This window comes from Shewanella holmiensis, assembly GCF_025370255.1.
GTDB classification, from domain to species: domain Bacteria; phylum Pseudomonadota; class Gammaproteobacteria; order Enterobacterales; family Shewanellaceae; genus Shewanella; species Shewanella holmiensis.
This window is the reverse complement of the sequence record NZ_JAMTCD010000009.1, coordinates 62,989-75,836: the sequence shown is the minus strand read 5'-3', so window position 1 is coordinate 75,836 and position 12,848 is coordinate 62,989. Positions and strand designations below refer to the sequence as shown.

At 40.3% G+C, this 12,848-nt stretch carries 12 protein-coding genes; 6 read left to right on the top strand and 6 right to left on the bottom strand.

Going from position 1 to position 12,848, the window contains the following annotated elements; genetic code table 11:
- Window positions 1-74: 74 nt before the first annotated feature.
- The gene (gorA, locus tag NE535_RS09070; RefSeq protein ID WP_261298316.1) at window positions 75-1,430 is read left to right on the top strand and encodes a glutathione-disulfide reductase; all 1,356 of its coding nucleotides are present in this window, start codon (window positions 75-77) and stop codon (window positions 1,428-1,430) included.
- Window positions 1,431-1,977: 547 nt separating this feature from the next.
- Window positions 1,978-2,679, top strand: a complete 702-nt coding sequence (locus tag NE535_RS09065) for a DUF6445 family protein (RefSeq protein ID WP_261298315.1) — start codon at window positions 1,978-1,980, stop codon at window positions 2,677-2,679.
- Between the two features lie 55 nt (window positions 2,680-2,734).
- Here NE535_RS09065 and NE535_RS09060 read toward each other — a convergent pair whose 3' ends face one another.
- Window positions 2,735-3,229, bottom strand: a complete 495-nt coding sequence (locus tag NE535_RS09060) for a hypothetical protein (protein WP_261298314.1) — start codon at window positions 3,227-3,229, stop codon at window positions 2,735-2,737.
- Window positions 3,230-3,246: 17 nt separating this feature from the next.
- Window positions 3,247-4,056, bottom strand: a complete 810-nt coding sequence (locus NE535_RS09055; protein WP_261298313.1) for a cytochrome c3 family protein — start codon at window positions 4,054-4,056, stop codon at window positions 3,247-3,249.
- 533 nt (window positions 4,057-4,589) lie between these two features.
- Between NE535_RS09055 and NE535_RS09050 the strand changes: the two genes are divergently transcribed.
- On the top strand, window positions 4,590-5,339 hold the full coding sequence (locus tag NE535_RS09050) for a winged helix-turn-helix domain-containing protein (RefSeq protein WP_261298312.1): 750 nt from the start codon (window positions 4,590-4,592) through the stop codon (window positions 5,337-5,339).
- Window positions 5,332-5,856 carry a hypothetical protein gene (locus NE535_RS09045; protein ID WP_261298311.1) on the top strand — a complete coding sequence of 175 codons (525 nt, stop codon included), beginning with the start codon at window positions 5,332-5,334 and terminating at the stop codon, window positions 5,854-5,856. The genes NE535_RS09050 and NE535_RS09045 overlap by 8 nt, the downstream gene beginning before the upstream one ends.
- A 140-nt stretch (window positions 5,857-5,996) precedes the next feature.
- Here the strand turns inward: NE535_RS09045 and NE535_RS09040 are convergent, their stop codons facing one another.
- From NE535_RS09040 to NE535_RS09030, 3 genes are all read right to left on the bottom strand, one after another.
- Window positions 5,997-7,415, bottom strand: a complete 1,419-nt coding sequence (locus NE535_RS09040; RefSeq protein ID WP_261298310.1) for an aspartate-alanine antiporter-like transporter — start codon at window positions 7,413-7,415, stop codon at window positions 5,997-5,999.
- Between the two features lie 394 nt (window positions 7,416-7,809).
- Entirely contained in the window at window positions 7,810-8,718 is a 909-nt protein-coding gene (locus tag NE535_RS09035) for a LysR family transcriptional regulator (protein WP_261298309.1), read from the bottom strand.
- Between the two features lie 283 nt (window positions 8,719-9,001).
- Window positions 9,002-9,430 carry a hypothetical protein gene (locus tag NE535_RS09030; protein WP_261298308.1) on the bottom strand — a complete coding sequence of 143 codons (429 nt, stop codon included), beginning with the start codon at window positions 9,428-9,430 and terminating at the stop codon, window positions 9,002-9,004.
- A gap of 274 nt (window positions 9,431-9,704) precedes the next feature.
- Here NE535_RS09030 and NE535_RS09025 point away from each other — a divergent pair, with 274 nt between their 5' ends.
- Window positions 9,705-10,118: a glycine zipper family protein gene (locus tag NE535_RS09025; protein ID WP_261298307.1), complete on the top strand. Its 414-nt coding sequence runs from the start codon at window positions 9,705-9,707 to the stop codon at window positions 10,116-10,118.
- Between the two features lie 343 nt (window positions 10,119-10,461).
- A complete protein-coding gene (locus NE535_RS09020; protein ID WP_261298306.1) occupies window positions 10,462-10,935 on the top strand; it encodes a CYTH domain-containing protein in 474 nt (157 codons plus the stop codon).
- Window positions 10,936-11,178: 243 nt separating this feature from the next.
- On the opposite strand, the gene NE535_RS09015 is transcribed toward NE535_RS09020, so the two are convergent.
- Entirely contained in the window at window positions 11,179-12,708 is a 1,530-nt protein-coding gene (locus NE535_RS09015; RefSeq protein WP_261298305.1) for a DUF3612 domain-containing protein, read from the bottom strand.
- Window positions 12,709-12,848 lie beyond the last annotated feature (140 nt).

Here is a 12,848-nt window from a genome sequence, read left to right as displayed (position 1 = left end):
AGTTTTTGAATACCATCTAGCATCGAAGTCGATTCCTCCTTACAATGGCAACATCAATTGTAGCGGAGATTATCATGGCTCAACATTTTGACTATATTGCTTTGGGTGCCGGCAGTGGCGGTATCGCATCAGCAAATCGAGCAGCAATGCGCGGCGCAAAAGTATTAATTATAGAAGCCAAGCACGTTGGTGGAACTTGTGTAAACGTCGGCTGTGTGCCGAAAAAAGTGATGTGGTATGGCGCACACGTCGCAGAAGCCATGAACCTGTATGCTAAAGACTATGGTTTTGACGTTACCGTAAATAAATTTGATTGGAATACCTTAGTTGAGAATCGCGAAGCATATATTGGCCGCATACATGAAGCCTACGGTCGTGGTTTTGCCAGCAATAAAGTGACCTTACTAAACGGTTATGGCAAGTTTGTGAACAACAACACCATTGAAGTGAATGGCGAGCATTACACCGCAGATCATATTTTAATCGCCACGGGTGGCGCGCCCACTATCCCTGATATTCCAGGTGCGCAATACGGTATAGATTCAAATGGATTCTTTGAATTACGTGTGCAACCAAAACGTGTTGCCGTAATTGGTGCCGGCTATATTGCAGTTGAGTTAGCGGGTGTGTTACATGCACTTGGCAGTGAAACCCATTTATTGGTCCGTAAACATGCACCTTTGCGTAATTTCGATCCAATTTTGGTTGATGCACTCGTTGAGGCTATGGCGACAGATGGCCCAACCTTACATACCAATAGCGTTCCTAAGCAAGTGGTTAAAAATGCAGATGGCAGCTTAACTCTTGAGCTTGAAAACGGTAACAGCTTGACGGTCGACACCCTTATTTGGGCGATTGGCCGTTCACCCGCGACTGGTAATATTGGCATTGAAAATACCGATGTGACCCTGAACGCCAAAGGTTATGTGGTAACCGATGAACAGCAAAATACTACCGCGAAAGGCATTTATTGTGTTGGCGATATTATGGAAGGTGGCGTAGAGCTTACCCCTGTTGCTGTTAAAGCGGGTCGTTTGTTGTCTGAGCGCTTATTTGGTCAAATGCCGAATGCCAAAATGGATTACTCGTTAATTCCAACTGTAGTATTTAGTCATCCGCCTATAGGTACTATGGGGTTAACTGAGCCTGAAGCCGCAGAGCAATATGGTGCAGATAATATTAAAGTGTACACATCAGGGTTTACCTCTATGTACACCGCTGTTACCGCTCACCGCCAAGCCTGTAAGATGAAACTAGTTTGTGCTGGCGAAAATGAAGTGGTTGTGGGGATTCACGGTATTGGTTTTGGTATGGACGAAATTCTCCAAGGTTTTGGTGTGGCCATGAAAATGGGGGCAACCAAAGCGGACTTTGATGCGGTAGTCGCCATACATCCAACTGGCGCAGAAGAGTTTGTTACTATGAGATAACGCCATTGAGATAGCCTGCCAGAGGTAAGTATTCTCTGCCTGTAACCTAAAAAAGCAAACCTAAGTGTTTGCTTTTTTTATTGGCTATTTTTGTTAAGTCGTGCGGTGATCATTTACTTAAATTACAGCTGGATAGCTGATAAGTGACATGGCTTATTATCAATAATCGCTGAGTTTTCGGTCAACGTTTTACTCAACGATATTGGCAATATTTTTGCAGCTTCATACTAAGGTTGAATATTAAAGTTATTTAAAATCAATACTATGACTGTTTTTATATTTGCCAGTAAAGTGTATGTTACGCTCGAGGTATTTTGCCAAGGTCATTACGCATGTAGGAATGCACCTTGGGAGTATTTTTATTCGCCGATAGCCATCATTTAATCATTGTCATTTTAGATTTAGCTGAAATAGATAGGCATTCACTAAACAATAAGATCTCAATTTATGTTGCGCTCGTATAGCTGTTTTAACCCTATTTGATTACTCATCTTAACGACTTTCGCTAAGTAGTGATAATACCGATATAAAGGACATCGTATTTCACATGTTTGTGTTAAATCCCAATATTCAGATACAGCTGACTTATATTCCTCACTCAAATGCCCGCATATGGATTATTGATGATGTGGTCGATAATTTTCACGAGATGTTAGATTACTGCTTTAACAAGGCTTATTTTAACCCGATTGGCGCAGAGGGAACCTTATTTCCTGGTGTGCGTGATGAGATGCCAAAGCCATATTATCAATTAATTAGCGCATTGTTTAATCGTCTAGCTATGCACTCTCAGGGGAGGTTGTTTAAACGGTACCAGCTAGGCAAAAGTTGGTTATCAAAAGTGACGGTATTGCCTGAAAACTTGGAAATAGTACAAACCATGCCTCACTTTGATTCATTGTCTGAAAATCATATGGCAGCAGTGCATTACTTGAATGAAAATCACTTAGGTGGGACCCATTTTTACCGTTACAAAGGCTCCTCTAAAATACATTTATCCCATGATGATAAAGATACCATTTTAAAGATGGTGGAACAGGTAAAGCAGTCTGCAGATGAAAGGAGAGGTTATATAAATGATAGTGATGCATTATTTGAAAAAGTGTTTTCAGTTGATGCCAAGCCCAACCGTTTAATTCTTTATGCAGGGAATATTATGCACAGTGCCAACATTACCTCTGTCGTGGATTTTGATAAGTCATCCCCCAATAACCGTACCACGATTAATTCATTTTTCACCATAGGGTAAAAAACTCGCGATATGAATAAAACCATCGCGAGTTAATTATGAGGCCGTAAAAGAGCTAATCTAAAAATGCCATTGGGAAATGAGCATTTTCTCCTTTCACTTCCAAAGCCACACGGAAGTTTACGATACCGATTTTCCAGGCCAGCTCATCTAACGTGAGTTGATACATGCCAGCTTTCAACTCTTCGATTACCATAACGCATTCCTCAGTATCAATACAGCTGGTTTGCTGCGCCTGATGCCAAGCTAACTTATATTTACTTGAATAAGGTCCTGGCTTTGGATACCCCATAAACAATAAGTTAAATGCATCGGCACCGATTACCGCTTTATCGTCATCGCCAGTCAGGTTAATAATCATGGTGCCACTTTCAGGATCAGTACTGACAAGGGCGACATCAATAACCGAAGTGTCTTTAATGCTAATAGTGGTTGCTGGTGGCTCAGGAGGCTCGGGGGGAGCAGTAACATTATCATCATCAGAGCTGTTGCAGCCAAAGAGTAAAACGAAACTTAATCCCATTATTAGGCTGAGTGTTGTTTTTTTCATGTGATGGCTCCTATTAATTAGTGACCGCCATGACAGGTGTCACAAGCCATGTTGGTTTTCACACTCGGTGCAAAAGTTGAGTCAGCCGTATGGCAAGATTGGCAACTTTCAACCGTTGCAGATACGGGGTGATCATTCACAGTTTCACCATCAAATGCTTTGTTTAACATCACGACTAACTCATAAACGACAGAGGCTGATAATTGTTTACAGCGCATACCTTTTTCATTGAATGTCTTACCATTCTTGCTGGCCCACAAGCTAATGGAAGAGTGACACAAAACAGTATTAGCAGCGGTTGGGCTACCTACTTTAGCGAGTGTTTCAGCTTTATCAGCCCCAATACCATTAAGGAAACTGTCAGTTTGAAGTGGTAGCGCTTCATTTTCATAAAAACGCATTACCTGACTTAAAAAACTGTTTGCTGGAGATCCATTAATAGAAAGAATATTCACTAACATACCAGCAGCATTGATATTGCCACATACCGTTCCTTCTCCTAGCATACCAGCATAGCCATAGTGCGCCATGGCGGTGGGCACTTGAGCAAATTTTTCAGCATCTGGAGAATTTGATTCGGCTAAGCTTTGAATAATGCTGTCAAATACCTGATACATACAGCCATTACCCGTTTCATAAGCGCGTTTTGCAACAACCATCGGATCTAGTTTTACATAAGCTAAGCGAGTGCCGACTTCTAGTTTCCAATCGCCAGCGTCTGTTGCAATTGCCGCTAATACGGGATTAGCTATTAACGCTCCACCTACAGCTGCTGATGAAACACCAATAATGCGTCCAATCGCTTGTCTTCTGTTTAATGTGTTCATAAATACCCTCATTTTTTCTATTATTTTCATCACAAGTAACATTGAAAGGATCTAGGATGGCTAACATAGCGGCCTTGCTTGGGTGGCGTAGTATGTAAAACCATTCGTTAGCATGAGTAACAAATGCAACTGCAAATGAAACGAACTCAACCTTGTTACTGGGTTAACTCAATGATGACGTTTAATAAAAAAAGAAATGAGGCCGAGGTCAAAGTAATTTAGCTGTCAATAAGAGCGCTAAAAATGGCGATGAACTATAAAGGTAATTCACTGCAAATGGCGATTTTTTTAGTTGATTTATCTTAAATGTTGCCAATGGCAGAGTGTAATACTGATTACGAAGTATTTTTTTATATATTATCGCCAATGAAATGTGATGATTATCACGAGTAGGCAAAAGTTCGCGTTCTGTTAAGGGGAGCCGTTGTAAAAATACAGCCGATGGCAACGGCAACCAAAGTGTGAGTTGTATGGCGGTTTAATCCTAACAACTACCGTAAAATTAACGATATCGCTAATAAACAAGACGCATTATGAGGCTAAAAGTATTTGAGTTTGATGTCAGTAATAGTGTGTTGATTAACACCGAGACTCAAATTCAACATCATTTAACGAGAACGGAAGCTCAAGTACTTGAGTTGCTCGCTAATCACCCCAATCAAGTGATGTCCAAAGGGCAATTATCATGTGCGGGCTCGCAACAAGCCGTAATGAGTGAATCAGCCGTTGCCAAGGCGGTATTCACTTTACGCAAATACTTTGGTGAGCCTTATATTGATTTAATTGAGACGCTGCCCAAAAAAGGCTACCGATTAAATATATCCACACCTTCCTCTGAATGGCATCAACAACTTGCCCGCCGAAAAAAACACATTATTCTGACCAGCAGTATTATATTGTTGTCGTTGATGACATTGATCACTGCCATGCACCAATATATTTGGTTTAAAACTGCAGAGTCTCCGGTGAGAGAAAGCCGTGTTGTGACATTAAATAACCATCAACAAATTGAATTGATATGGCTACAATCACCCAAAAAATCATCGCAGCAAGTTTCCAATATGGAACAAAAAATAATAACTGCGTTTAATTTATGCCCCATTGTGAAATGGCGAGATGTGTATTTAGCGCTATCCAATGATATGCAAGTGCTGAATATTTCGATGGAAGGCTACTCAAACAATGGTGAGTTGTTGGTGAGAAACATAAAAACCAGTGACTTTACCTTACGACCAAATTTTATTTCACCTACTTGGCTGCAGGGGGTATCACTCTGTGACTAAAAAAATGAAATGGTTTGGCGCTTTTTTTATTAGCTTGCTGCTATGCAGTTTAGTGATTTATCAGCATATTAAAGCGTCTGAAGTGAACATGGTTTTATCATGTCAAAATGAGCTGGTGGCAGTCAATTCTCAAACCCAAGCTATTGAAAAAAACATAATGATTGCTGATTTTAGCTTGCAAAAACGTTCTGCCAGTATTAGCTACCGCTATTTTTCTGAAGACGGTGTGCCCATTGCGACACTGCATCTTAAAGGGGGGATTTTAAGTGCCTATAAAGAAAAGGATACTTATATTCTTAATCTGATCCAAAGTGAGCTTATTCGTCATAATCAGCAAGTATCATTACCGCAACATGCCACGCATGTACAAGCATTCGCCTTACGTAATATCGCTAAAGAAGGCGTTCATAATCTGACCATTCAGATAGTTAAAACTAATCCTGACAAAAACTTAGCACTGTTGTATTTTTTACCGAGTACCAATATTTGTGCGTGTAGCTTGATTAATATGGATTAGCTCAGCGACCATGGTTTTTTTGCTGGGACATGCTATCCATGTGAGCTAAGACTTATTGGTTTTTGAGCCGTTTTACAGTGACATTGATTTTTGCAAATCATCAAATAAATAAGTCTTAGCCAAACTGCTTTGTCAGTCTGTTACGATTTGCTGTGACTGACCACTTTGTTACCTAGGCTGCATAAAATCAACTGCGATAAAATTGTCATAACTACAGCGACAAACATCATCTTGAGGCTATCTTGACCGACAGCTTGAGTAATTAAAGATCCCAAAAATAAACCAGATACTGCCACAAACCCCCATAACCCAGCAAAACTTAACCGTTTAAGTGATGATGTTGAAACTGGCGTAAATAAGCGTGAATGATGGCTAATCCAGCCGATAAATAATCCGGTGATGAGACTACAGCCACCTGCACCAAATAATAGCGGTACGCCAGTAAGTTCTAAATCAAAACAACTGGTTAAGTAAGCAAGAATAATTCCTAGGGTAAATAGGATTTGACCGTATACCAGGCTGTTATTGGTGATCCCTAGGGCATGTCTAACCTGCTTTATATCCATGTCATTACCAGTGACTTGAATAATGTCTTCGTTACTGATGATTAAATCAGGGTTGATTTCAATATCGACCCCTTCTCTAATGTAGCGTGAAATTAATATACCTCTAGAGGAGGTTTTATTGAGGTTGTTTTTCAGCGCTAAAAGTGATGAGTTCTGTAAACCATGTTGGTTAGCGACAATTTGAAAGTGTTCTTCAATAATGTTTTTTTCTAAAGGAAGCTCAGTTCCGAGCACATTATCTTCTAGGTAGTAAATGCTATTACTGGTACCCGTAACTGTAATCGTGTCTCCCGCCATCACGGTATTTGCGTCAGTGTCATTTGAGCCTTTTTTCAATTCAAACACGATTTCAACTGCTGGGCTGTTCAGTTGCATTAACGTTTTGCCAACCACAGTGCTGTCGATATTCACTTTAAAGGCGCGTCTAACAACATTTTTAACGCTGTTTATTTGCTGGTTATCATTGATCGATGCTGCTTCAACCGATTTGGGTGCCATGTCAACGATTTGAGACGGCGTATGCCATTTCTTCAACCATGGTAATTTTTGGGTAACGATTATGATCGGCAACAGTGCGCTTGCAAACACAATCAAATCCGAAGCCGAGATATGATCGGCTGCTAGTCTTAACACCGCGACAGATTCAATGCTGAAAACCCAATACACAAAAGCAATAGCAGTAAAAGTGGTAAAACTTAGCTGTAACACTTTAATCAAAATTGATTTTTGATGCGCTTGAAGATCTTGGGTAAATAGTGAACCACCCAGATAAGCCACTACATACATAAATAAACTGAAAAATAGCCATGTTAAATTCGGGTCGTTAGCGCCGCCAGCTAGGCCGACAATAAGTCCTACTATTAATGTGCTTAAGATTGTACCCAGCGAGAATAGGCCTAAGTGAATTTTGCCCACCACAAACCCTAAAACAAGCGTAACCAGCAAAATAAAATATGCTGAAGAGGTAAAGATGTGTTCAAGTATTGCCATCATAAGCTCACTTTTTAGTGCTAAACATGATTAAAAATCCGCAGAATTCTCGCTGTTATGAATAAGGGCATGTGTAGTGATAAATGCCGTTATTCCACGCAAGAGTATTGGCTTTGTACAAAAAATGATAATCGTGTTTGATGGACGAAACCCTGCGTTGAGGGGAGTGAAGCGAGGCAAGTAACACTGTGCAGACAGTGTTTGCTATTCAGCTTAAGATGATGTTGATTTATAAAGAGTAAAGAAAAACTATTAGATATAAGCAACTTGGCAGCTAAAGTCTCATTATCTTAAAACTGATAGCTCAACTGCCAAGTAAGTTACTTTTTAGAACCCAAGTCACCCAGTATTGGCCCCTTTTAGCTAAGGGGCGTAACCATTCAATGGGATATTGGGTTTAGTTTCGAACTTTATTAAGATATTTATCAAGGCAAGCTATGATCGATTTTTTGATGTCGACATTTTGTTTTGAGTGCTGGCACCACAATGATATCGGCACCAAAACCGCTTCTTTGCCATTAGTTTCATCTGCTGCAATTTCAACTATACCGTCGGAAAAGTGGTCTGATTTATTGATGGACTTTGGCAACAGTGCCCATCCCAATCCTTCTTGGACCATTTGAACTATCAAGGTTTGTTGGTCTACCACTTCATAGTTTGACGAAATTATCACTCTGCTAGCCATATCATCATCCAGCATAGATTTAAGCACAAACTGCTTTGACGATTTCATTGTGATAAATGTTTCACTGGGAGGTAACTTTGCCAATTCAGTATCTACGCCCGTGAATGGTACAAAACCCATGTTATGCAAGAGTGATGAACTTAGGCTATTGATGACTTTGCTGGTAAACACATTGACTAGGCCAAAATGAATGGAGCCATCTTGAATGCTTTGTTTAATTTCTGGCTTAGTCCGCACTAGCCAATTAACATTCATAGACGGAAAGTCTTGCATAAGTTGTTTGCGGATTTGAACCAACACATCCTGCGGGATAAAGCTGGCGTAGGCGAAAGTAATGGATTCTAATCCGCCAAATGACAGACTTAAGGCGACGCGATCAAAGGTGCGGGTTTGCTCAATGGCTTGCTTGGCATAATGATAGAGTAAGGTGGCATCTTCGGTGGGCTCAACTGAGCGACCAATACGTTCAAATAAAGTAATGGCAAGCTGGTCTTCCAAATTGGTGATCACCTGACCAATAGTGGTGCGATGTTTATCCAGTTTTACGGCGGCTTTACTAAATGCCTTTTGTTCATAGACGGTCACAAAAGCAAGCAGTTGTTCTAAGCTGAAATTCATCATTTTACTCCGGCGAACATCGACATTATGCCAACATTAGCAGTCATTTAAGCGCAATTTATTATAGTTAAATTACCACATTCAATTTTAATTGTTTAAGTATTTTGATGAGTTACGGTCGCATTTATTAAAATAAGCGCTGATTGAAATCACTTACTAGCGTGCCATGTCTATTTGGTTGTTGATGAATCACAGGTGTTTATTACAGATGAAGCAGCAGTGATTGTTACGCAAAAAAAAGCCCGCAATCATGCGGGCAAAACTTTCTGGGGAGATGAAGTAAAACTTATTTGTATTCAACCACTTTGGCTACATAGGTAAATTGTCCTGATGTGCCATGGTAATCACGGTATAAATCGATTGAGAAAAACGTTGGATTATCTTGATCTATTTGTGCAGCAATGCGTTGGCTGACAACTTCAAGATCTGTTTCGCCATAAATATGAAACTGTTGCGCTTGCTCTAGGTTTCTTTCTTCAGCTTGATGTTTAGTGATGTAAATTTCACTAAACATATCAATAATAAAGCCTGTGTACTCAATTGATTCAAAACTGGCTTCTTCATCAATAGTAATAAAAAAATCTGATGCTTCAGTTACCGTAACAAGTTGTTCCATTTTTGATTCAACCTGTTGCATATCTTGGTTGTGAGTCTCATTAGCTGATACGTTTGCAGATAAAGCTAATAGGCATAGAGTAATAAGAGTTTTTTTCATAACGTTACCTTTGTTTCAATTAATGAGTGTTGATTGCGGCGCTATATAAGTATTTCACTACTCAGGTTGTACGCCGTTGTGCTTAATTGAGGCCAGTATAGGGTGAACACTGCACAGTGATTAATCGCATATGTAGGACGTAATCCTCGCATTGCCCGCTCAAATTGACATGTTCTGGATTGCAGGGGTTCATCCTACAAACAGGATGTGACTGTATAGGGCGGCTCGGTTAAATTGCGTCCATAAGATACGATTTAATCCAGAGGTCACAATTATGAATATGAACACTAAAACACTTTTACTTAGTGCAACTTTACTTTTATCAGTATCGACTTTTGCTAACGCCAATATCATTGTTGATACTAAAGGTATCGACACTGAGAAATACCATGCAGACATGTATGAGTGCCAACAACTATCATCGCAGGTCGATCATCAAGAAACCGATTCTTTAGGTCGTGACATGCTAAGGTCAACCACCAGAGGAGCACTAATTGGTGCCGCAGGTAGTGCGATTGGTGGCGGTAGCGGCTCAAAAGGTGCCAAAGTAGGTGCTGGGGTTGGTTTGATTGGTGGCGCGTTGAAACATGGTAGAGAAAGACGTAACGAAGAAGCTAATTTTGAATATCAAACCGATGCAGTTATGCACAACTGTATGGTAGGCAGAGGTTATACCGTACTTAACTAATTAAGAGTAAAGGTTAACCTGTATCATTGGCCTTTACTTTAGATAGCACTATAAGTTTGTATTCAAAAGGTTTATATTCAAAAATGCCGTGAATTTCACGGCATTTTGCTGTCTGAAAACGATTTTTCAAAATATCTATTACCCATATTATCTGCCCACCAAATGCTGTGTGAGCGCGTGAATATTATTGTGAATCTTCACTTTTGACGGAAAACCCCCGATACACTCTAGCTTTTACGCTACTTTTTTAAGTTAACAACAGATGGCTATTCACTAAAATACCTATACAAACATCGGATAACTTTGAATAATACCGCTATTATTTCTTGTAGAATTAAATCTAATGGCTATTGAAATCGAACGTAAATACCTTGTCAGCAACGATAAGTTCAAAAGCTTGTCACATAAGGCAACTCGTATTACTCAGGGGTATTTGAATTCAGATAAAGCCCGCACTGTGAGGGTGAGGGTTATGGGCGAACAGGGATTTCTCACCATTAAAGGCTTGAGTAATCAGGCTGGATTATCACGATTTGAATGGGAAAAAGAAATAAGTGTCTCTGAGGCGCAGGAGTTACTTAAACTGTGTGAACCAGGGGTTATAGATAAAACCCGCTATTTAGTTGAATACCAGCATCAAGTTTTTGAAGTGGACGAGTTTTATGGCGATAATCAGGGGTTAATTGTGGCCGAGTTGGAGATAGCCACAGAGCAACAAACTGTGTCTAAACCTGATTGGTTAGGGGATGAGGTGACAGGAGATAATCGTTACTACAATTCAACGTTGATGAAAACACCCTATACCCAATGGGTTTAGGCGAGCACATTTCTGCTGTTTGTTAAATGCTGATTAAGCTGTAACACCGTCTAAAGAACAGGTCATTATTAATGTTTTTCGATGGTAATGATGAGTTTTTTATTACCTCATTGAGTAGTCGTTTGTTCAAAAAGAGCGTTTTGGCTTGATGAAGCGTTAGAAAATGAGCTTATCTTGCCAAGTCGTTGCTATATGTTCGACTTGGCAAGTACTGAACCGCTTACTGATTACTGCGAACTAAAACTAGTTATCTTCACATAAGTTTTTTCCTGCGGCATAACAACTAGGTTGCCTTGGACATACAGCGCCACGTGAGCAAATTAAGCGGGCATCATTTTTAATACCACGTTCTATCCAATTAATATTAAGGATTTTTGCCACACTGGTAAGATCTTTTTTAATGTGTTTGGGGATAACAATCGAGCCGCCATTAGATGCACAAGCTTGTTTTAAATCATTGGCAATCGACAACGAATCTTTACCTTGGGCATCAATCGCTGGGTTTAAATCAATGCCAGCACATAACACATGCGGGTTGCCTGCTGAGTCTTCTACCTTGATTGATTCACAACAGTAAATCCGCGGTTGATTTCCCACATTTAAGATTGAAATTTGTGCCGAGGTGCCCGATGACGGCTCATTGATCATCCTAAATACAGCCCAATGCTGACAAGGGTCCTCCACCAAACGCATGTTTCCCCAAGGCAGCGGGATCCCATTACCGCGATACACCGCTTTGAGTTTACCTGGCGCATAGGCATCAAAGAAATGCCAATGCGGATAAGGCGACACAACCGTCATGCGGCGCATCGCAACCGATGCAGAAACTTGCAGCTGTTTATGCACACTGATTTCATAGCCGTGCCGGTCAAGTAATTGTCTAAAAGGCACTTTAGGGCACAAAAGGGCTCCGGCAAAAAAGCTCGATTCAAAATCACGCCAAGCATGTAAAATGTCCTGTGCATTTAAGGTGTTTGATTGTGGAATGCTATTATCGTCACCCTCTTCTTTACGACCTGATGTCATCACCGACTTTAAGCCATCTTTATTGTGTAAAACACAGTGGCCAATATGCACAGCTAAGTCATATTTCAAACGATGAGGGCGATTTTTTAAGGTGTTGTTCAAATAAATCGTGCTAGGAGGCTCAAAAAAAGAGGTCACTAATTGGCGCGAGCTGGCCCCCATTTCATCACGTATTTCTTGCGGAGTACGGTCAATCCATTTAATGACTAAGCCCATTCTTGCGGCAATAGTGAGCATGTCGTCGGCCATTAATGGCATACGCTTTAAACCCACATCTTCGGCGGCACGCTCTAAATCAGGAAAGTGATTTTGATGGTGTTCTTGGTGTGCGCGGATCAACAAATGGGCAAATTGTCTACCCGAAGTGCCTGTTTGTGACAGCATTTCCGGGATGGCAATTTGTAAAATATCATTAGAAAATAAAAAGCTTGGTTCAAGCGGCATACCGCTAATGCCACCTTTACTGCCTTTTTCAGGCGTAATGGCATGCTCTTCGGGCACATCGTCAAGAAACCATTCAACTTCTTTTTGAAAAACAGCGGCGATAACGGCCAACATATCAGCACTAGGGACTCGTTTTCCACGTTCAATCATGGATAAGTATGATACCGAAGGCGAATTACTTGAGTCCACGCGCATACAGCGGGCAGAGAGATCTTCCATGGTTAAGTTATTGCGTTTACGCAAGTTTCTTATCTTAGTGCCCAAAAAATGGGTCTTTCGCATCAAGCTTTTTTCATTTCTCATTTTGTATAATTCACACTGTAAAATTTTTATTGTGAAATTGTTTGTAAAAATAGCATAGACTAAAAATCAAGCTGTGAACAAGGCTTAATTCAAAACCATTTTGAATGACTATAAATAAATTAATGTGACCTACTATTGAA

Coding starts and splice junctions, on each gene's coding strand:
- NE535_RS09050 (WP_261298312.1), top strand. CDS start 4,590: ATGAGGCTAAAAGTATTTGAGTTTGATGTCAGTAATAGTGTGTTGATT.
- NE535_RS09020 (WP_261298306.1), top strand. CDS start 10,462: ATGGCTATTGAAATCGAACGTAAATACCTTGTCAGCAACGATAAGTTC.
- NE535_RS09055 (WP_261298313.1), bottom strand. CDS start 4,056: ATGAACACATTAAACAGAAGACAAGCGATTGGACGCATTATTGGTGTT.
- NE535_RS09025 (WP_261298307.1), top strand. CDS start 9,705: ATGAATATGAACACTAAAACACTTTTACTTAGTGCAACTTTACTTTTA.
- gorA (WP_261298316.1), top strand. CDS start 75: ATGGCTCAACATTTTGACTATATTGCTTTGGGTGCCGGCAGTGGCGGT.
- NE535_RS09035 (WP_261298309.1), bottom strand. CDS start 8,718: ATGATGAATTTCAGCTTAGAACAACTGCTTGCTTTTGTGACCGTCTAT.
- NE535_RS09040 (WP_261298310.1), bottom strand. CDS start 7,415: ATGATGGCAATACTTGAACACATCTTTACCTCTTCAGCATATTTTATT.
- NE535_RS09065 (WP_261298315.1), top strand. CDS start 1,978: ATGTTTGTGTTAAATCCCAATATTCAGATACAGCTGACTTATATTCCT.
- NE535_RS09015 (WP_261298305.1), bottom strand. CDS start 12,708: ATGAGAAATGAAAAAAGCTTGATGCGAAAGACCCATTTTTTGGGCACT.
- NE535_RS09030 (WP_261298308.1), bottom strand. CDS start 9,430: ATGAAAAAAACTCTTATTACTCTATGCCTATTAGCTTTATCTGCAAAC.
- NE535_RS09060 (WP_261298314.1), bottom strand. CDS start 3,229: ATGAAAAAAACAACACTCAGCCTAATAATGGGATTAAGTTTCGTTTTA.